The sequence below is a fragment of the Acidobacteriota bacterium genome, from assembly GCA_035471785.1.
GTDB lineage: Bacteria > Acidobacteriota > UBA6911 > RPQK01 > DATIPO01 > JANQFM01.
Map to the genome: position 1 here is coordinate 34,505 of DATIPQ010000038.1, position 19,024 is coordinate 53,528.

Here is a 19,024-nt window from a genome sequence, read left to right on the forward strand (position 1 = left end):
GAAGGAAAGCATCCTTGGGAGCCGCTCATGAAAATGCCTGATTGCAAACGCCTCGATTTCTTCGTCGTTCTCCTGCTGCTTCTCTTGTCGAATCTTCAGTGGCTGCCGGCTCAGGACGACCACTCCAACGCCCGTCTCTCGCAATTCGTCCGCATTGGCACCATCGACATTTCCATCGACGGTTCCGTCGACCGCAAGGCTCAGGTTTACCAGTCCAGCCAGCCCAGGGCTTTTTTGATCCGCTCGCCTCAGCTCGATGAGGTGATCGTTCTGCAATTGCAGGGCAATTCGGTGTCCTCGATCGCTTCCCAGCACCTGACGGTGGGAACCGATCAAGCTCAACTGGCCTCCGACTACACTCTCAAAGACGAGGGGCAATTCGAGGTCAGCCGGACCGCCGTCGGCTTCACTTTCGATGGCCACGACTTGAAGATGCAGGCCAAGCAGGACTTGCTGGGCTTCATCTCCAGTCAAGACATACGGGACTTCGACGTTCTCTGGGGTGAGCGGCAGGCTGAGTATGAAGCCGAGACGGAGGCCCTGCAGCGGGTCCGCAGCTACTCGCGGGGCAAAGGGGTCGAGGTCGTGACGTATTTCGGATCCTGGTGCCCTCATTGCCAGAAAAAGGTTCCCGAGATGATGAAGATCGAGGAAGTGCTCTCCGACTCGGATATCGCTTTTCGATACTACGGCATCCCCCGTCCCCCGGCCTTCGGGCAAGACCCGGAAGCCATCGAGAAGAAGCTGGAAAGCGTCCCCACTACTGTGGTCTTGCAGGACGGCGAGGAAGTCGGCCGCCTGACCCGAGACGATTGGAATGAACCCGAAGAAAGCCTGGCCAAGCTGCTGGCCGGTCTTTAAAGCCCCTCTCATCCGGCCTGACCGGCCCAACCTGACAGAGACACCTTCGTGAAAGGGAGGACCATGAGAACCCGTTCGCCTTACTTGCCGCTCGCCGTTATTCTCTTTTTGACCTTGGCCGCGCTGGCCGCTTCTCTCTCATTGGCCGCCGCAGAGAGTTCCGACCAGAACTGGCCTCGCTGGAGAGGCCCCGAGGCGACTGGAGTGGCTCCCCAGTCCGACCCGCCGCTGAAATGGAGCGAGCGGGAAAACCTGCGCTGGAAGTTCGATATTCCGGGACGCGGCAGTTCCACTCCGGTCATTTGGGAAGACCTGGTCTTTCTCACCACTGCCGTTGTGGTCGGCGAATCCGATGAGGAAAGCGAACCGCAGGAGGGGAGAAGGCGCCGCCGCGGCCCCAGTCCGGCGCTCACCCAGTTCATCCTGCTGGCCGTCAACCGGGACGACGGATCGCTGGCCTGGCAAAAAGTCGCCCGCGAGGCCGTTCCTCACGAAGGAACCCATCCCGACGGAACCTGGGCTTCAGGATCGGCCGTGACCGACGGCGAGGTGGTCATCGCCCACTTCGGCTCCCAAGGAATCTATGCCTACGCCCTGGACGGGAGTCCGCTGTGGAACAAGGACCTGGGCGACATGCGCACCCGCCTGGGCTTCGGCGAAGGCGCCTCTCCCGCCTTGCACGGCAAGTACCTGGTGGTCAATTGGGACCATGAAGGCGATTCCTTCATCGTGGCCCTCGACAAGTCCAGCGGCGAGGAGATTTGGAGAGCGGCGCGCGACGAACCGACCTCCTGGGCCACTCCGGTGGTGGCCAACGTCAACGGTCGCGACCAAGTCATCGTCAACGCCACCAACCGCGTCCGCAGCTATGACCTGGAAACGGGCACCCTGGTGTGGGAGAGCAGCGGCATGACGGTCAACACCATTCCCTCCCCCGTGCACGGGGACGGCATCGTCTATGTCACCAGCGGATTCCGCGGCAATGCCCTGCAGGCCATCGACCTTTCAAAGGCCAAGGGAAACGTTCAGGAAAGCGGGGCCGTGATCTGGTCTTATGACCGCGATACGCCCTATGTTCCCTCGCCTCTGCTCTACGGCGATGGGCTCTACATCCTCAAGAGCAATAACGGAATCCTGACCCGCTTCGATGCCAAGACGGGAGCTACCGACTTCGGTCCTGTCCGCCTGGACGGTATTCAGGGCGTGTACGCGTCGCCGGTGGGCGCCGCGGGACGCGTCTACATCACGGGACGCAACGGCGTGACCTTGGTCATCGAGCACGGCGAGGAACTCAAGGTGCTGGCCAGCAACCCCCTGGACGACCGTATCGACGCCTCGCCGGCCATCGTCGGCAACCAGATCTTCCTGAGAGGCTTCGAACACCTCTACTGCATCGAAGCCTCCGAGTAGTCGACCGGCAGGCGGCCTCACAGCATGCAAGCAGGATGCAACCACTCCGGGTGGGAGGCGCATTTTGGCGGCGATCCCCACCATCGGTCAGGAGACCAGTCATGAGCCAGTAGCAAACAGCTTGCCCCCAAGTCCGCCTCTTCATCTACCGGATCTTCGCCGACCAAGCCCGGCCCCCTCTCCTCTGGAGATATGCGAACGTTTCAATCTGTCTCCAGCCATTTAGTCCGCGGGGACGGAACGGCGCTTTGAGTTGCCAAGGGGCCGAGGAGGGGGCAGAATCAGGGGCAGGAGGAGATTCCAATGAGAGTTGCCAAAGGACTGATTGTTGCCGCCATCCTGGTGTTGAGCGCGGCCTCGCTGGCGGCCGCCCAAGGGCTGACTGCTACCGACGTTTTTGAACTGGAATACGTTTCAGACCCGCAGATCTCGCCCGACGGGCAGCAGATCGTTTATGTGCGTCGCTGGGCTGACATCGAGAAGGACCGCACCTATTCCAACCTGTGGATCGTCAACTTCGACGGAAGCAGGCACCGTCCGCTGACCAGCGGACGCTACAGCGACGGAAGCCCCCGCTGGTCGCCCGACGGAACGCGGCTGGCCTTCGTCTCAGACCGCAGCGGCTCGCCCCAGATTCACTTGCGCTACATGGACAGCGGTCTGGAGAGCGTCCTCACCCATTTGCAGACGCCGCCCCGGGCGCCGGCCTTTTCCCCCGACGGATCGCAAATCGCCTTCATCGCCCTGGTGCCTTCCAAGGGTCCACAAATCGCCGAGATGCCTTCACCGCCAGCCGGCGCCGAGTGGGCCGAGCCGGCCATGGTGGTGGACAGCTTGATTTACCGCTTCGACGGCAGAGGCTACCTGCCTCACGGGTACGCCCACATCCACGTGGTGCCGGCGGAAGGCGGGACGGCCCGCCAACTGACCAGCGGCGACTACCACCACGGCGGAGCCGGCTTCCTTGCAGCCGACGTCGTATGGACCCCGGACGGCAAGCACCTCCTCTTTGCGGCCAACCGCCGCGACGACTGGGAATACGAGTTGCTGGATTCGGAGATCTGGGAGGTGGCGCTGGCCGACGGCAGCATGCGCGCGCTCACCAACCGCGAGGGACCCGACCAGAATCCGGCCATCTCGCCCGACGGAGAGAGAATCGCCTACCTGGGCTTCGACGACCGTTCCCAGGGATACCAGTTGACCCAGCTTTACGTCATGAACCGGGACGGCAGCCAACCCACCCTGGTGTCCTCGGCGCTGGACCAGGACGTCAGCAATCCGGCCTGGGCGCCGGACGGTCAAGGCATTTTCTTCACCTACACCGAACACGGGGTCGACAAGCTGGCCCTGTTGCCCCTGCGAGGCTGGCAGCCGGGTGAGATCAAGACGCTCTTCTCCGACCTGGGGACGGGGCGCTCAGCCTACGCCGGCGGCGCGGGCTTCAGCCTGGCGTCCGGCGGACACATGGCATTCTCCCAGACTTTCCCCGACCGTCCGGGTGACGTGGCGGCGGCCTCGGCGGACAGCGAAGCCCGTCTCGTCACCGGCGTCAACGACGACCTGATGGCGCAACGCGACCTGGGCCAGGTAGAAGAGATCTGGTGGGAGTCCTCACACGATCAGCGCAAGATCCAGGGCTGGATCATCAAGCCTCCCGACTTCGACCCCTCCAACAAGTACCCCATGGTGCTGGAGATCCACGGCGGACCCTTCGCCGCCTACGGCCCCCGTTTCGACCTTGAAAAGCAGGTGCTGGCGGGCAAGGGCTACGTGGTGCTCTACGCCAATCCCCGCGGCAGCACCAGCTACGGAGAAGAGTTCGGCAACCTGATACACCACGCCTACCCGGGCGACGACTTCTACGACCTCGATTCGGGAGTGGACGCCGTGATCGAACAAGGCTACGTCGATCCTTCCAAGGTCTTCGTGGGGGGCGGCAGCGGGGGCGGCGTGCTGACCTGCTGGATGATCGGGCGCTCGCAGCGCTTTCGGGCCGCCGTCTCTTACTATCCGGTGATCAACTGGTATAGCTGGGTGCTGAGCGCCGACATCGCCTCTTTCGGCGTCAAGTACTGGTTCCCGGGTATGCCCTGGGATCATCCCGAGCACTACGAGAGCCGCTCCCTGCTCTCGGTGGTCAAGAACGTCACCACGCCCACCATGGTCATCACCGGCGAGGAGGACTGGCGCACCCCCATGTCGGAGTCGGAGCAATACTACACGGCCCTCAAGCTGCTCAAGGTGGAGGCGGTGCTGGTGCGCGTCCCCGGCGAATCGCATGGCATCGCTGGTCGGCCCAGCCATCACCTTTCCAAGATGCTGCACATCTCGGGGTGGTTCGACCGCTACCTGGAGGAAGAAGGAACGATGGAGGAGACCTCGGGGCGTTAGAGCGGATTCGCCGCTTGCGAGTCGGGAATTGGGAGTTGGGAGTTGCGCAGCTATGCTATGGTTGGCATCTTTAACCGAAGGAGGCAGGCCTTGGGCAAGCATGCAGGCGTGACGGCATGGGACCGGGTGTTGCTGGCGCGCAACGAATCGCGTCCCTATACGCTCGACTACATCCGCCGGATCTTTTCCTCCTTCCGGGAGGTTCACGGCGACCGCAAGTACGCCGACGACCCCGCCATCGTAGCGGGAATGGCTTATCTCGAGGACGAGCCGGTAATGGTCATCGGACAGCAGAAGGGCCGCGACATGCGCAGCCGTCTGCACCGCAACTACGGCATGCCGCGTCCTGAAGGCTACCGCAAGGCCATCCGCCTCATGCAGATGGCCGAGAAATTCAACCGTCCGGTCCTGACCCTTATCGACACTCCCGGCGCCTATCCCGGAGTGGGCGCGGAGGAGCGGGGACAGGCCGAGGCCATCGCCTACAACCTGCGGACCATGGCCGGACTCGAGGTTCCCATCATCGCCTCGGTCATCGGCGAAGGCGGGTCGGGCGGAGCCCTGGCCATAGGCGTAGCCGACCGCGTCCTCATGCTTGAGAACTCGATCTACTCCGTCATTTCGCCCGAGAGTTGCTCGGCCATCCTCTGGAAAGATCAGGACCACGCCAAGGAGGCGGCCGAAAACCTGCGCCTGACCGCCGACCACCTGAAACGCTTCGGCATCATCGACGAGGTGGTGCCGGAACCGTCCGGGGGAGCCCATGAAGATTGGGACGAGGCGGCGGAGCTGCTTTCAAAGGCGCTGGTCAAGAACCTGCAAGCTTTGCAGGAAATGACGGTGGAAGAGCGGCTGGAGGAGCGCTACCAGAAGTTCCGCAAGATGGGGGCTTTTGTTGAGGAAGTCGCCTCCAGTTCGGAACCCTAGGGCGGAACTTGAAGCGCTGTGGGATCGCGAAGCCCTCCATAGCTTTAGCCAAGGAGGGCCGCTGGGATGCGCCTCCCACGGGACTTGGCCTGTGTTGCGTTTTAATGAACTGCCGGCGGTTACTTGGGCTGGGGCATCTCTTGGTCGTAGTCGCCGATTCGGCCGCCTTTTTCCAGGCGCTGTTGAATATGCTCCATGATCTGGTAGAGCTGTTCCTGGGAGGTGACCGACTCGGCCACCAGCACCAGCGAGGGCTTGTTGGATGAGGCCCGCACCAGTCCCCAGCTATCGTCCTCCAGAACGAAACGCACGCCGTTGACCGTGATCAGTTCCTTGATCTTCCGGCCCCCGATAACGGTGCCCTTCTCCATGTCCTGGCGGTATTGCTCGGTGACGTGCTCGACCACCTCGTACTTCTCGTCGTCGGGACAGTAGGCTCCGATGGTGGGGCTGTTGTAGGACTTGGGAAGGTCGGCCAGCATCTGGGAGAGGGGCTTGCCCGATTCGTCCAGCATGCGCAGCAGAAGCGCCGCCGAGCGGGCGGCATCGTCGTAGCCGCGGCCCAGCGGCTCGCTCAAGAACCAGTGTCCCGACTTCTCGAACCCGGCGATGGCACCGGTCTCCCGCACCTTGGCCTTGATGTAGGAATGCCCCGTCTTCCACAACACCGACTGGTAGCCGTTGGAGTTGAGGACGGGATCGTTGCTGAAGAGTCCGGTGCTCTTGACGTCGGTGACCACGATGCGGTTGGGGTACTTTTCCGACATCCAGCGGGCCAGCAGCAGCCCCAGCTTGTCGGAGTAGATCTCCTCGCCCTTTTCGTCCACCACGCCGATCCGGTCGCCGTCTCCGTCGATGCCGATGCCGATATCGGCTTTTTCCTGCATGGTGACGCGGCTGATCTCGTGCAGGAACTTGACGTCCTCAGGATTGGGATTGAAGCGGGGAAAAGTCCAGTCGGCCTCACAGTCCAGACGTACCACATGGCAGCCCAGGGCCTCGATGATTTCGGGGACGAAGCGGCCCGGCGTCCCGTTGCCGCAGGCCACCACCACCTTGGGGGGATGATCCAGCTTCTTGCCTCCCACGATGTCGCTGAGGTAGGCCTGGTCCAGATTGTCGAAGTTCTGGTAGCTTCCGCTGCCGTTGACGAAATCGCCGCTGTGTACGATTTGCTTGAGGCGTTTGATGCCGTCCGGCCCCAGCGTGGAGGATAGCCCGTCGGCCAGCTTGAGTCCGCACCAGCCGTTCTCATTGTGGCTGGCCGTCACCTGTGCTCCGCCGGGGGCGTTGAAATGATGCTGGGCGTAATAGACCATGGGAGTCAGGGCCAGGCCCACGTCGATGACTTCCGCGCCCGAAACCATCATTCCCAGAGTGAAACTGCGCGCCAACTCCTGACTGTAAGAGCGAAAGTCGTGTCCCACGATGGCCTTGTTGGAGCCCACGTCCTTCTGCAGCAGCGTGGCGTAGGCGCGTCCCATGACGAAAAAGCCGTTGGGGTTGATCTCCTTGCCCACGATCCAGCGCACGTCGTACTCGCGGAAGCCGTTGTCGGTGATCAGGGTCTGCTGGAAGTAATCGTAGGAGTTTTCAGCCACGTCGTCACAGATGTCCCACCTCATAAGCCGGTCCTCGCTCTCTATCATTAAAAACCGTTTTAGCCGTCCGCTCCCACCGTCTCAAAGTGCCATTCCCGGAGTCAGGGTCACGCTTTGGAAACAGGTGCAAGCCGCGAAAGGCCCGCCACGAAACCAGACGCGCCCGCATGACCCTTTGCCGGGCTTCCTGGCCGGCACCATGTCCTCAAAACACGGGTCAAGTGTAATGGGGCGGCCTTCTCGGTTCAAGGTAGCCCAGAGGACAATTTCATTGATAAACCGCCGTCTTGAAGCGGGGTCCTGAGAATGCAAGTTAGAAAAACTTCTCTGCTATCATGTGAGCAAATGGGACGACAAAGACCCAGGTTTCTGCACAACCGGGATTTTTGTTAGATTGAAAACTGGAGGTCCGAGTAAGGAGAAACATGAGTCAAGCGACAACGGCGAGCGGGCGTTTTGTCTGGTATGACCTGATGACGACCGATCTTGAAAAGAGCATCCATTTCTACAGCCGCCTCTTTGGCTGGAAGGTCAAAAAGGTCGATATGGGACCGGAGATCGGCATTTACCACATGATCGAATCGGACGGGCAGGATATCGGAGGAATGGTGGGAATGGATGAGGAAGGCGTTCCCAGCCATTGGATCGGCTATCTCAGCGTGGACGACGTCGATCAGGCGGCCGACTCGATCGTCAGAGAAGCCGGTTCCCTTCCCCGGCCGCCCATGGACATTCCCAACGTGGGGCGCTTCTGCGTAGCCGGCGATCCGGGCGGAGCCTACTTTGCTCCCTTCAGCTTTCCTCAGGGCCAGGAACCTTCTCAGCCTCCACGGAGCGCACCCGGGCACTTCTGCTGGAACGAGGTCCATGTCCCCAAGTCCTCGCAGGCCAAGTGCAAGGAGTTCTATCAGAAAATCATCGGCTGGCAAACCAAGGATACCGACATGGGTCCGATGGGCGTCTACACCCTTTTCCGCCGCCCCGACGGTCAGGACGCCGCCGGTATGATGGCCCTGCCTGAAGACTCTGATCAGGCCGGCTACTGGCTGACCTACATCCAGGTGGGCAGCGTGGACGCCTCGGTCGAGCAGGCCGAGGAGCTGGAGGCCGAGACCCTCAAAGAGGCCAGCGATATCCCCAATATGGGGCGCTTTGCGGTGCTCAGGGATCCGACCGGAGCCGGGTTTGCGCTCTGGAAGCCGGCCTAGGGCCGCCAGGTGGCCAACGAGTTCGCACCCGCGACAAGTTTCAGTGACCGCGGTGAAGGCCCAATGCTGTCGGCGGCATGAGGGCGTTCGCTACTTACGCAGCCCTTGAAATACGGCCTCCTTGGCCATGGCTATGGAGGGCGGCCTCGCCCTGCTGCTATTCGTAGCGCAGGGCTACGGCCGGATCCACACGGCTGGCGCGGCGGGCTGGAAGATAACTGGCCAATCCCGCCGCCGTGCCCAGCACCAGCAGGCACACCAGCAGCGTCAGCGGGTCATGGCCGCTGACCTGGTAGAGCAGCCGCGACAGGAACGGCTCCCGCTCCATCATGGTCCCCAACAGGAGAGCGAAGGCGGCTCCGATCAGCCCACCGGCCGCTACCGGCAACAGGCTCTGACGCACCACCAGCCGGCGCACTTCGGAGCTGTCGGCGCCCAGGGCGATGCGCACGCCGATCTCTTGAGTCCTGCGGCTGACGGCATAGGAGACCACACCGTAAATCCCGACGGCGGCCAGGATCAGCGCCATCACGCCGAAAAGCAGCAGCAGGTAGGTGGCCAGACGCTCGGTGGCGGTGTTGTTGGCAAAACTCTCCTCCACGGTCTGAATGGCATAAACGGGCTGATCGGGGTCCATCTGGCGCAGTTCGCTGCGGATGCCTGGCAGCAGGCCGGACGGGTTGTCGGCCGTCCGCAGCACCAGGAAATGCTGGTTCCATTCGGGGACCCGGGCCAGAGGAGCGAAGATTTCAGGCTCGGGCGAGTTCTGCAGCCCCGTATTGCGGGTTGACCCGACAATGCCGATGACCTCCCAGAAGGGCCCTTCGCTATCGGCGGCGCCTATTTTAAAACGCTTGCCCAAGGCGTCCTGGTTGGGGAAATAGCGCTCGGCGGCGGCCTGATTGATGACGGCGACCGGGGGACCGTCGCGCAGGTCGAAAGGATTGAAATCGCGTCCCTGCACCCTTGAAATACCCATGGTTTCGAAGTACTCGGGAGAGACCAGGGTCAGGTAAGGGGTGGGCAGGCCTCCCTCGGAGGAGGGCTCGGTTCCCTCGATCCAAATCGTGCGCCTGAAGAAGACGTTGGGCGGGAACTGGGAGACGGCAGCTCCCCTTTCCACTCCGGGCAATGAATTGAGGCGGTCGACCAGGCGCTGAAAGAACTCGGGCACCTGTTCCCCCTGGTACCTCGTGCGGGGCAGGGTCAGGCGCATGGTGAGCAGGTTTGAGGTCTCAAATCCGGGATCCACCCGCTGCAACCTCAGGAAGCTGTTCATCAGCAGTCCGGCGCCCACCAGCAGTACCAGGGCCAAGGCCACTTCGACAGCCACCAGGGAAGAGTGCAGACGGCGCACGGCCTGATTCTGCGAGGCGCGGGAGGTGGCCGCGTTGAGGGTGCTTTGGGTGCCTCCGGAAGCCGACTGCAAGGCGGGGACGATACCGAAAAAAACCGCCGCCAGCAAGGTGACCACCAGGCTGAAGAGGAGAATGCGTCCGTTGACCGCCACGTCGGCCCCCGGCGGAACGATGTTGGCGGGCAAGGAATGAGCCAGCAAGCGCAGTCCCGCCACCGCGCACACAATGCCCACGACGCCTCCCACCACCGCCAGCACCAGACTCTCGGTCATCAACTGCCTGATCAGGTGTCCTTTGCCCGCTCCCAGGGCGGCCCGGACGGCCAGTTCCCGCTTGCGGGCCGCCGAGCGCACCAGTTGAAGGTTGGCGACGTTGGAGCACACCAGCAGCAACACGAAACCCACAGCGCCCAACAGCAGATAGGCGGCTGGACGGGTGGAACCCAGCAAAACGTCGCCCCAGGGACGCGCTTGCAGCGACCAGCCTTCGTACTCGTTGAAGGCCGATCCGTATTCGGCCTCGATGCCGCGGGCCAAGTTTTCAAGAGCGGCATTGGTTTGGCTGAGCGTGGCGTCGGGCTTGAGGCGGGCCACGATCTCGAACTGACGCCGGTTGCGGGGCAAAACCTGGGGATCGGCCCACATGGGCAGCCACAAGTCGGTACCCAGAAAGAGCAGGCGTGGAGGCATCACGCCCACCACGGTGTAAGGTTCGCCGTCCACCAGGATGGTGTCGCCCAGCAGTTCCTCCCGCCCCCCGAACTGATTCTGCCAAACCCGGTAGCTGATGACGGCCACCGGCTCGCGGGACTGCACCTCCTGAGGCAGGAATCCGCGGCCCTGAGCCGGGAGCATGGCGAAGGTCTGGAAGGGATCCCCCCACCAGAAAGCCGTAAAGAGCCTCTCCGACGCGCCGGCGCCGGGACGGCTGATGTGCCGATGACCCAGGTCGAGTGCGCTGACGTGCTCCAGGGTGGAGATATTGTCGCGCACGTCGGCATATTCGGGAGCCGAGAGAATCTCGATGAAGCTCATCTCCTGATTGGTCTTGGGAAAGGCGGTGCCGATGCCCACCAGGCGGTCAGGCTCAGGATAGACGAAGGGATTCAGAACCAGTGTGTCGACCAGGCTGTAGATGAGCGTATTGGCGCCGATGCCGATGGCCAGCGCCAGCACGGCCAGCAGCGTGAAGGTCGGATGTTTGGACAAAACGCGAAGGGCGTGGCGGAGGTCTTGACGGAATCTCTGCATGACGGTGTCTCCTTCCCAGGGAGGACGGCGCGGCTGGTCCTTGACTTCGCCGGGGAACTCGAAAGGATGCAGGCGGTGATCCGGTACGGCCTCTTTCGGCTCGTCGGGCAATTCCACCTCGAAGAGATCGTCGAACTCCAGCTCGAAGATCTCCAGCATCCGCTCCCGCACGTCGGCGCTGGGATTGTCGCGGCGTCCGTTGACGAGCATCGACAGGTAGGCGCGGCTAACCCCCAGGCGGCGCGCCCAGGCGTTTTGCGAGAGGCGGCTGCGGGCCATCTCTTCGGCTAGCCGGGTTCGTTTCAACCGTACCTTCAATGCTCTCCTCGAAAGTTTGACGCGCCGGTTCCGCTCTTGTCAGCAGGACCCGTCAGATTCCGTTTACCCAATTTTACCCTCTGTAACCCGGTTTTGTTCACTTCATTGCCCGGCTCCTTCGAATCCCAAGCTGTCGAAGTGGGCTTTGACGCTCTAAACGGGAAGGGGAGACGGCAGCTCAACTTACGGCTGTTCACCGGGGAGTTGTAAACGGAAAATCGTCATGATCTCGCTGCCCAGGTGGCGGCGGGCGGCGGGGCGGGCCTGAAAGCCGGCTTGCAGCAGCGGATCGATCCAGGCCCTCTGATCGCCGTCTGTGGAAAGCAGCAGCAGGATGCATCCGCCGGGCTCGAGGTGGCGGGCCGCCTGGCGGGCGAAACGGTCAGGCAGATCGGGCGGAGACCGCCAGGCCAAGTCGAATCCGGCGTCACGGGGGGTCCCCTGAAAGAAGGGCGGGTTGAAGAGGATCAGGTCGAAGCGCCTGCCCTTGACCGCATCGAAGAGATCGCCTTCAAGCACCTCGATGCGATCTTCCATCTCATTGACCAGGACATTGATGCGGGCGCACCGCACGGCCTCGGGATTCAAGTCCAGCGCCGTTACCTGAAAGCCGCGGGCGGCGGCGAATACGGCACCCACTCCGCTGCCCGTGCCCAGGTCGAGCGCCTGGCCTGATCCCTCCTCCAGGGGCATCGCCTCTAAGCTCTCCGCCAAAAAGCGTCCGCCCCGGAAGATGACGGGATTGAGCACCGAAGGCAGCACCAGAAAAGGCCTGCCTGAAACCTTCTCCAACACGATTTCACGAGCCCGCCGCGTCAGGAAGGGCTTCTTCAAATTGAGCCAGACGAGGCTCAACCAGCGCACCAGCGGGTGGACGCGGGGCAAGAGAGGCTGTCCCTCCTCGGCCCTCACGACTCGCCTCCCGGGTCGCCGGAGCGGCTCCCAGCCGAGCTGATCGCAGGCAGCCCCCGAGGCTGGAGATTCCCTTCCCCAGGCGCGATCTGCTTGGCCTCAAAGCCGCGCCTCCCGGAGCGGCGCACCCACATGGGATGGCCCCGCAAAGCCCCGTACTCGATCTCGAAAGCGTGAGGACCCAGGACGGCCTTCTGGCGGCGCCGCCAATAGTCGAACTTGACCTGGGCGATGGGTCCCCGGGTGACGCCGTAGCGGGCCAACTCGGCGGCCTCACAGCGCTCGGTCCAGCCGATGCGCTCCTGGGAGGCGATGATCTCCTCCAGAGGACGCCGCATCCACACCACCGCCGTGCGCCCGCTTCCCATGCGGTGACAGAAGCGGCTCCAGCCCGGACACTGCACCACCGTCGCCTGCTCCGCTTGCAGCAAATGGGCCAGACACTGATGCGGATCGCCCCTGACGTCCTGCTCGTCGACGTAGCGCCTGGCCAATTCGGCGGCCAGCACGTTGGCCGCGAAAGTCGTCCCCGACCGTTGAGGACCCGTCACCAATATCACGTGATAAGGCCGCAGGGAGGCCAGGGCGGTTTCCATGACAACGAGAGTACCACTGCTGGTCGAGGCCGAAAACAGCCCTGAGGAAACGGCGTTGCGGAGATGTTCCGGCTATGTTAGCTTCCGGCTCATGGCAAGGCTCGTCTTGGCCAGTCCCCACCGCTATCCCGACCTGGCCCTGCTTTGGCATCTGGCGGTGCGCAAGAGCTTGTTGCCGGCTCTGAGCAAGGCCGGATTCGCGGTCGAGGTGGTCATCTTCTGCGACCATCATTTCGACGACTTCAGGTCGAGCGGATTTCCCGGCGTGATCCTGTTGGCGCCAGGGCCGGGCAGACGGGACTTCATCGAGTTTTACGAAGACGTGCTGGCGCGGCCGGGCGAGTTCCTGTTCCTGCTCGATGCCGACGTCTTCATGCTGGACGGACCCTGGGCCGCCGCTTTCCTGTCCGCCTTCCAAGACCCCAAGGTGGCAGCCGTCTCCTTTCTGCGCCGCACTCCCAATCCGGGCGTGTATGCCCTCCTCTGCCGGACCCAAAGCTACCGGCAACTGGACCCGCCGGTATTCGCGGCCAGCTACGAGGGGCTCGAGGAATGGCCTGACGCCGTCAACCACCAGCCGGGAGATGTGGCGGCCAGCCGTCTCAGGGCCCTGGGACAGGCGATCGTGGACGTCGATCCGGCTGAGGCCGCACACCGCACAGCCGACTTTCACGGCACCACCGTGATCCGCGCCTCCAGATCGCTTTTCGGCCACCGCATCGGCGACGAGAAGTTCCGCCGTCTCATCTCCAACAAGCCCTACTTCGCCATCGGCGCCTACGACAACCTTCTCTTGGGATCGCTTTACCACAACCTGACCGGGCGGCCCTTCGCCAGCCGCAATGGCCGGCCTTTTCAGGCTTCAGTGCCGGCGGATATGCTGCGGGAAGCTCTGCTCCAGGTCGAGGACGAATCCGTCAAACGCTACCTGCTCGAGTACTTCCAGCGCTCCGACGACGCTTTCCTTCGCTTGGCCGATTTTTTCCAGGTCGAGGCGGAGACTCCCGCCGTGATTCCTGGGGCCTGGCGATCTCTGTCTAACGCTTGAGCTCTTCGCGCAGATGCTCGGACATGCGCTTGGCGCGCTGAAGGTAGGTGAGGATGCTTTCGTTGTTGGCCAAATCGGTCACTTCGACGACGTGGGTGGGTTCGACCAGCAGGTCATGGATGCGTTTGCATCCGGCAGTCAGGTTGGCCTCGATGACCTGAATCTGCTCGGCGTAGCCCCGATCGAGATCTTGGCGGCCGGTTTCGGGATCGAAATCGATTCCGCCGTCGAGAGGCAGGAAAACCATGGCCAGGCGATCATGCAGGTCGTCGCTGCGGCCGGCCAAGGTGTCGAAGGCCTCGCGCCAGGGCTTTCGCACTTCCCTCAGCCTGGCAGGATTGTCACGCACCGTGCGGGAATAGTCGGTGGCGGCCTGGAGAGCGGCTTTGGCCTCGTCCATCTTCTTGATCAGGTCTTCAACGTAATGGTCGATTCGCCGGTCGATGAAGCGATCGACGAAGGCATCGGGACGCATGCGGGACGGGCGACGGGGATGGCGTTTGTCATAGAGAATCTGGCGGAGCTCAATACGGGAAACATCATAGTACTGAGCCAGGAAGAACTCCCTCAAGTCCGTGATCTCCCGGGCTGCCAAGTACTTGGTCTGCTCTACGTCCTGGCCGCTGTCGGGTTCCTCGGCTGAGGCCGGGGCTGCACAGGAGGCGGGAGTCAGGGGAGGCTGCTGCCGGCCCCACAAGGGTTGAGCCGACAAAAGCAACAGTGCCAGGGCCCAACGGCCGCAGCGCAATCCGCTGGCCTTGAGAGGTGTTAGTCGCCTGCTGGTGAGTTGGCTCTTCAAAGCTGTTCTCTTCCCTGGTTGAGTCGGTGCATCCTCTCTTTCGACGGCGCCTGCCGCTCAAAGGCTCATTTTATCATCTCGGCTGTCGACAACCCGCGCGGCCGCCGCCTGCGGCGTTGCAAGATTTCCCTCCAAGTCATAGAGTCGGGTGCCATGAGAGTGAGTTCACAGGTCATCAAGAACCATCTGAGCGGCCTCTTTTCGGCAACGCTCATGCTTCTCCTTATTTTCTCGTCCGGGTCCCGGCTCTGCGGGCAGGAGGATGAGGCCGTCTGGCTGGGCGGCGAGGGGAGAACCTGCAATGAGGACCCCCACTGCATCAACCGGCTCCATCCCGACATCCCCATGGCGGCAAGGGTCTCGCCGGGGCAGATGGTCGTCCTCAAGACCCGCAACGCCAGCGACTTCGACCTCGATCCGGCCAGTACTTATGACGACCCCCGCCGCCAGGGACCGCCGGGCAGCACCGTTCATCCGTTGACGGGTCCTGTGCACATCGAAGGAGCCAAGGCGGGAAACGTGCTGGCCGTGACTCTGCTCGATATCGCACCGGGTCCCTACGGCTATACCGTGCTCCACTCTATCGGATTCGTAGCCGACCGCTTCCCGACCGGCTACCGCGTTCTCTGGGAGCTCAACCGCAAGGAGGCGCGCTCCGAGGACTTGCCGGGAGTGCGCATTCCCAACGGCAGCTTTCCGGGTGTCGTCACCACCCTGCCCGGCCCTGCCCAGCTCAAGGAAATGTTGGCGCGCGAGCAGACTCTGGCCGACGCCCACGGGGTCGTTTCCCTCCCCCAGCCCGTTAATGCCACGCCGGCGGAGGTCTGCGGACCGCAGGGATCGGCGCCTCGTGAATGCCTGCGCACCATTCCTCCCCGCGAACACGGGGGAAACGTCGACATCCGCTACCTGCGGCCGGGAGTTACCGTCTACCTTCCCTGCTACATCGACGGCTGCGGACTGGCCGTGGGCGATCTGCACTTCGCCCAGGGCGACGGAGAAGTATCGGGAACGGCCATCGAAATGGACGCTGCCGTCACCCTCACCACCGAGATCGTGCGCGATGGTCCCAACCTGGAGCGAGGAATCCACTTCGAAGGACCGGCTACCGCCCTGCACATCCCCTCCCGCCGCTTCTACGCCACCACCGGCTTCCCCCTCAAGGAAAAGGGACAGGTGCCTCCCGACATGCAGTATCTGCAATCCGGCAAAGTGGCGGGGCTGGAGAACCTTTCCAAGGACATCTCGCTGGCCGCCCGCAACGCGCTGCTGGCGATGATCGAGCACATTTCAACTACCTACGACCTGACCCCCGAGCAAGCCTACCTGGTGTGCTCGGTGGCCGTCGACCTGCGCATCGCCCAGCTCGTCGACTCGCCCAATGTCGGCGTCACCGCCCTGTTGCCCGTCGACATCTTCACCGGGCGCTGACCGGGACGCCGGCTGGCGCGCATTTATTATTTTTCGTAGGTGAAATAGGCCTTGCTTTTGGATCCGGCAAAATCGTCGGCGTTTGAAACCCTTTGTCCTTTGAGGATGATGCTGGTCAGCAGACGCACGGGCACCCTGCTGCCCTTTTCGCCTCCGGGAACCTTCACCCACATGACTTTGGCGCTGTGGCCCGCTTGGATTGCCGCCTCCTTGTCCCCGAAGAACGCTTGAGTCACGTTGCCGAAGTGGTCACCGCCCAAATTGACTAGATCGTCCTTTGACCCCTTGCCGGGGGTGATGGCCGTTATGGTGGGCGGATGAGGGATGGCGATGGTCCGGTAAGCCTTGAATCCCGGCGTTGCCTGATGGCTTAAGGAAACGTCAACCGCGTCGGCCGCCAACGTTGAAAAACTGAGGCGAAGCTGCGTGTCTGACAAGACAGCGTGGCACTTAAGTTTTCCATCTGTGACCTGAACATCCATCTTGCTGGCGAAGTTCTCGCCTTCCAGCCGGACCTCCAACATGCGGGTGCCTTCATCCCACGCCAGAATCTCGTATCCGCTGATGACCGGCAGCGACAGGTTTGGCAGGTCTTTCTCGACCACCTCCTGGTTTTGCCCGTTGCGCTGCTCGAGCCTCACTTGGAAAGAACCGGCCGATGCGGAGACCCCTTGTTGCAAGTCCAACTCTAGCCGGTGGGTGTTCTGATCAGAGACCTTGGCCTCTATGCCGTCAATGTAGACCGCAGTTTTCTGTCCGAAGCCACTGCCGAAGATAGCCGCCTTCGTCAAGCTCTCGAAAGAGAGTCGGCTGAGGTCCAAGTCGGGCAGGAACATGGGCTCCTTGACACTCACTTCTCTGAGAGTTGTGCGGCCGTGCTGATTGATCAGGATGTTGAACCAGTTGATCGTCCAAGATTTCTGAGGTGTAACGAAGGCGATGATGGGAGTCCCCGCATAATCGGCCCCCATTTGGAATTGAGCCACCAAGGTTTCGGAATTCACCAATTCGAACTCGCCCATTTGACCTCTGTCCGAAGAAGAAGAGTTGGAGCCGACTCTGGGCACGAGCCGCTTGTCAGCGATGGAAACCGCCTTTCGCAGCGGAACGCCGTTGACGAGAATGCCCAGTTGAGGAGAAAAATTGGTTCCCTTGAACACCACAGTGACCCGCTCTCCGGCCCTCACCGGATTGTAGTAGGCCCTCTGCAGGTAGAAGCTGTTGGATTGGATTTGTGCAGGGACGGGGATCTGAAAGTACTCGCGATGGCACTTGTCTCCCGACTCGGCCAAAAACGGGTCGTTGGGCATGCGATCGCGCTTGAAGAAGCACGCTTCGGCCGCAAGATAAAGAGCTACCGAGTCCTTCGGCACCACCCCCACAGCGTAGGTCGTGCGCGCCCCCGGACTGATAATCCTCTGGCCCGGGACCGGGCCAAAGGTCCATCCGAAGATGCTTCGGCCTTTGCCGAAGCCGGTCGCGAAAGAACGCTGATGGACGAATTGCTCATAAAGTTGGCGATCACGCTGGTAGTTGGGGACCAAGCCGAAGCCGAAAATGGCCAGGAACTTCCCGCTCAGGCCGAAGCCTCTCTGGCGATTGTAGGCCTGAGTTACGTTAAGGGCCGAGGTACGGGGAATGATGTCCACGGTGCGGAAGACCTCCCTGCGGAAGGCGCCTTCGGGCCCGGTCCTAAAGTCTTCTTCCTCAAGAACAGCTCTTAATGCCTGTTCGTACTCTATCGACCGAGATTTCTTCTGCTCCACTGCCTCGGCCAGCGCCTCGTTCCTCTTGTAGAGAGTCTTCTCGACATTTTCAAGATACAGATCCTTGCTGGCCTTCTGTGAGTCCGCGCTCACTTCATTTAACTCGATTTCCTCTCGCAATCCTTGTCGCTCTTTCTGAAGCTGCTCCCAACTCTTCGCTTCCAGGCAATCGGCCAAGATCTGTTGTTGCGCGACCGGCTCACGCTCCATAACATGGCCGGGAATGGCATTCAAGAGTTCCCTGTCCGCAGCACAAACATCGTAGACCGTCCAGGACACCCGAATGAGCCTGTTCTTGGCTCGTTTGGGTTGGGTGTGGAATGAGACCGGGAGTTCCAGGAAAACCAATTGTTCATCGGGGCCTACCTCGTCTCTGAGCAGAGTCAATTGCTTGGCGATGACCTCGTATTGCATCTGGATGTGGTTGTCGAGCTGGGTCGAGGCATGGAGGCTCGACTCGACGGCACCGAATCCTGTTCCTTCAAGGACATCCTTCAAAGTTCCAGGACCGGTGAAGTCCGGCATGGTTGAAGCCTGACCCATGTCGATCTCTTCGAAGGCAGGCGCCGCAAAGGCTTGCTTCAACTCCTCCTCGACGCTGGTCAACTCTGCGTCGACACCGGCTTGGCGGGCCTTGAGATCCTTGAGTTCGCTAGGTTCTTCGTCGTCGGGCCCAAGGTCAGCCTCAGCACGACTGATTTTCTCAGCCAAATCGGCGGACTCTGCCCGAAGATCATCCAAATCGCCCCTCAACCGTTCGCGCCGGTTCACCAAGCTTCGCAATTCGGTTGCTGCCGCTTGATTCTGAACGGCCGCAATCTGGTCGAAACCGGCTCCCAGGGTGAAAATGTTCCGCAGGATGTCAATCCTGGTGCCGTTGATGGCGTTCGGATCAAGCGGGCTGGGGGACTGCGACTGAAGGTCGAGATTCTCGGCGTGCATACGGGAAAGCAAATAGTGCGCCTGTTCCAACGACCAGATGTTGGGCCGACCGAGTTCGACCCGGATCGGGCCATTGAATCCCGATCCCTTTCCGGAATGCAGAAACATGATGCAGGCGACAACGGCTAACTGAGAAATCCTCTTTAACATAACATCCTCTCTTTCGCCGGCTTTGAACAAAGCGGCCCTCACCTGGTGCTGGTCTT

General features: G+C 61.9%; 13 protein-coding genes. 7 read left to right on the forward strand and 6 right to left on the reverse strand.

The annotated features are described in order from the left end of the window. Nucleotides 1-27 precede the first annotated feature (27 nt). The 4 genes from VLU25_05905 to VLU25_05920 all read left to right on the forward strand — a co-directional run bounded on the left by VLU25_05905 (nucleotide 28) and on the right by VLU25_05920 (nucleotide 5,589). Nucleotides 28-861, forward strand: a complete 834-nt coding sequence (locus tag VLU25_05905; GenBank protein ID HSR67457.1) for a thioredoxin family protein — start codon at nucleotides 28-30, stop codon at nucleotides 859-861. A gap of 63 nt (nucleotides 862-924) precedes the next feature. Continuing rightward, nucleotides 925-2,271: a PQQ-binding-like beta-propeller repeat protein gene (locus tag VLU25_05910; GenBank protein HSR67458.1), complete on the forward strand. Its 1,347-nt coding sequence runs from the start codon at nucleotides 925-927 to the stop codon at nucleotides 2,269-2,271. A 303-nt stretch (nucleotides 2,272-2,574) separates the two neighbouring features. After that, entirely contained in the window at nucleotides 2,575-4,662 is a 2,088-nt protein-coding gene (locus tag VLU25_05915; protein HSR67459.1) for a S9 family peptidase, read from the forward strand. Nucleotides 4,663-4,752: 90 nt separating this feature from the next. Beyond that, nucleotides 4,753-5,589, forward strand: coding sequence for an acetyl-CoA carboxylase carboxyltransferase subunit alpha (locus VLU25_05920; protein ID HSR67460.1), 837 nt, complete (start codon nucleotides 4,753-4,755; stop codon nucleotides 5,587-5,589). Between the two features lie 119 nt (nucleotides 5,590-5,708). On the opposite strand, the gene VLU25_05925 is transcribed toward VLU25_05920, so the two are convergent. Beyond that, complete coding sequence (locus VLU25_05925) at nucleotides 5,709-7,214, reverse strand: phosphomannomutase/phosphoglucomutase (protein ID HSR67461.1); 1,506 nt, start codon at nucleotides 7,212-7,214, stop codon at nucleotides 5,709-5,711. Between the two features lie 401 nt (nucleotides 7,215-7,615). Between VLU25_05925 and VLU25_05930 the strand changes: the two genes are divergently transcribed. After that, nucleotides 7,616-8,398: a VOC family protein gene (locus VLU25_05930; protein ID HSR67462.1), complete on the forward strand. Its 783-nt coding sequence runs from the start codon at nucleotides 7,616-7,618 to the stop codon at nucleotides 8,396-8,398. A 157-nt stretch (nucleotides 8,399-8,555) separates the two neighbouring features. On the opposite strand, the gene VLU25_05935 is transcribed toward VLU25_05930, so the two are convergent. From VLU25_05935 to VLU25_05945, 3 genes are all read right to left on the reverse strand, one after another. Beyond that, on the reverse strand, nucleotides 8,556-11,312 hold the full coding sequence (locus VLU25_05935) for an ADOP family duplicated permease (GenBank protein ID HSR67463.1): 2,757 nt from the start codon (nucleotides 11,310-11,312) through the stop codon (nucleotides 8,556-8,558). 195 nt (nucleotides 11,313-11,507) lie between these two features. Further along, complete coding sequence (locus VLU25_05940; protein HSR67464.1) at nucleotides 11,508-12,236, reverse strand: methyltransferase; 729 nt, start codon at nucleotides 12,234-12,236, stop codon at nucleotides 11,508-11,510. After that, on the reverse strand, nucleotides 12,233-12,832 hold the full coding sequence (locus VLU25_05945) for a hypothetical protein (protein ID HSR67465.1): 600 nt from the start codon (nucleotides 12,830-12,832) through the stop codon (nucleotides 12,233-12,235). The genes VLU25_05940 and VLU25_05945 overlap by 4 nt, the downstream gene beginning before the upstream one ends. Nucleotides 12,833-12,923: 91 nt before the next feature. Between VLU25_05945 and VLU25_05950 the strand changes: the two genes are divergently transcribed. Then, a complete protein-coding gene (locus VLU25_05950) occupies nucleotides 12,924-13,880 on the forward strand; it encodes a hypothetical protein (GenBank protein HSR67466.1) in 957 nt (318 codons plus the stop codon). On the opposite strand, the gene VLU25_05955 is transcribed toward VLU25_05950, so the two are convergent. Next, a complete protein-coding gene (locus VLU25_05955; protein ID HSR67467.1) occupies nucleotides 13,870-14,679 on the reverse strand; it encodes a hypothetical protein in 810 nt (269 codons plus the stop codon). The genes VLU25_05950 and VLU25_05955 overlap by 11 nt on opposite strands. Nucleotides 14,680-14,832: 153 nt before the next feature. Between VLU25_05955 and VLU25_05960 the strand changes: the two genes are divergently transcribed. Further along, nucleotides 14,833-16,110: an acetamidase/formamidase family protein gene (locus VLU25_05960; protein ID HSR67468.1), complete on the forward strand. Its 1,278-nt coding sequence runs from the start codon at nucleotides 14,833-14,835 to the stop codon at nucleotides 16,108-16,110. Nucleotides 16,111-16,136: 26 nt separating this feature from the next. Here the strand turns inward: VLU25_05960 and VLU25_05965 are convergent, their stop codons facing one another. Further along, complete coding sequence (locus VLU25_05965; protein ID HSR67469.1) at nucleotides 16,137-18,968, reverse strand: hypothetical protein; 2,832 nt, start codon at nucleotides 18,966-18,968, stop codon at nucleotides 16,137-16,139. Nucleotides 18,969-19,024: the final 56 nt, after the last annotated feature.

Coding starts and splice junctions, on each gene's coding strand:
- VLU25_05925 (HSR67461.1), bottom strand. CDS start 7,214: ATGAGGTGGGACATCTGTGACGACGTGGCTGAAAACTCCTACGATTAC.
- VLU25_05905 (HSR67457.1), top strand. CDS start 28: ATGAAAATGCCTGATTGCAAACGCCTCGATTTCTTCGTCGTTCTCCTG.
- VLU25_05945 (HSR67465.1), bottom strand. CDS start 12,832: ATGGAAACCGCCCTGGCCTCCCTGCGGCCTTATCACGTGATATTGGTG.
- VLU25_05960 (HSR67468.1), top strand. CDS start 14,833: ATGAGAGTGAGTTCACAGGTCATCAAGAACCATCTGAGCGGCCTCTTT.
- VLU25_05915 (HSR67459.1), top strand. CDS start 2,575: ATGAGAGTTGCCAAAGGACTGATTGTTGCCGCCATCCTGGTGTTGAGC.
- VLU25_05965 (HSR67469.1), bottom strand. CDS start 18,968: ATGTTAAAGAGGATTTCTCAGTTAGCCGTTGTCGCCTGCATCATGTTT.
- VLU25_05950 (HSR67466.1), top strand. CDS start 12,924: ATGGCAAGGCTCGTCTTGGCCAGTCCCCACCGCTATCCCGACCTGGCC.
- VLU25_05930 (HSR67462.1), top strand. CDS start 7,616: ATGAGTCAAGCGACAACGGCGAGCGGGCGTTTTGTCTGGTATGACCTG.
- VLU25_05910 (HSR67458.1), top strand. CDS start 925: ATGAGAACCCGTTCGCCTTACTTGCCGCTCGCCGTTATTCTCTTTTTG.